The organism is Citrobacter sp. Awk 2 (assembly GCF_028069815.1).
Taxonomy (GTDB): Bacteria; Pseudomonadota; Gammaproteobacteria; order Enterobacterales; family Enterobacteriaceae; genus Citrobacter.
Map to the genome: position 1 here is coordinate 1 of NZ_JANEWL010000233.1, position 868 is coordinate 868.

An 868-nucleotide genomic window follows, 5' to 3' on the forward strand; every position below is an offset into this window, starting at 1 on the left:
AAACAGAAGGATATGCAACTTCTGTTAACATAAAAAGCAATAGTACAGGCAGGAAATAGTTTAGCATTTTTTACTGAATGTGAAATGCTTTTTCAGTGATTTCTGTTAAAAATATGTAAATTCGCGCTGCGTAATATGTTGATGCACATCACATAATTATCTGCAGGCCGGTCAAAAAGAGTATCAAAATGCGTTTAACAATTATTCTGGTTGCTCCAGCCAGAGCCGAAAATATTGGCGCGGCAGCGCGTGCTATGAAAACCATGGGATTCACGCAATTGCGGATCGTTGATAGCGAGGCTCATCTGGAGCCTGCGACGCGATGGGTGGCACATGGTTCAGGTGACATTATTGATAATATTAACGTTTTTCCAACGTTAGCCGATGCGTTGCACGACGTTGATTTTACCATCGCCACCACGGCTCGTAGCCGCGCGAAGTTCCATTATTACGCCACTCCGGTCGAGCTGGTTCCCTTGTTGCAGGAAAAATCAACGTGGATGGATCACGCCGCGTTGGTGTTCGGCCGTGAAGATTCGGGGCTGACAAATGAAGAATTAGCGCTAGCGGATGTGCTAACCGGCGTGCCGATGGTGGCTGACTACCCTTCACTGAATTTGGGTCAGGCGGTGATGGTGTATTGCTATCAATTAGCAGGTTTAATACAACAACCGGCAAAAAATATTGAGGTGACGGATGAGCTTCAGTTGCAGGCGTTACGTGCCCGGGTTTTGCAATTATTAGCCACGCTGGACGTTGCGGATGATATCAAGCTCACGGATTGGCTACAGCAGCGGATGGGGTTGTTAGGACAGCGAGATACAGCAATGTTGCACCGTTTTTTACATGATATTGAAAAAAATATTAC

Annotated in this window: 1 protein-coding gene; it reads left to right on the plus strand. The window is 46.0% G+C overall.

Annotated features, from left to right (window positions below):
• Nucleotides 1-188: 188 nt before the first annotated feature.
• The coding region (locus tag NNO02_RS23390; protein ID WP_271455890.1) for a tRNA/rRNA methyltransferase at nucleotides 189-868 on the plus strand (680 nt) is incomplete at its 3' end.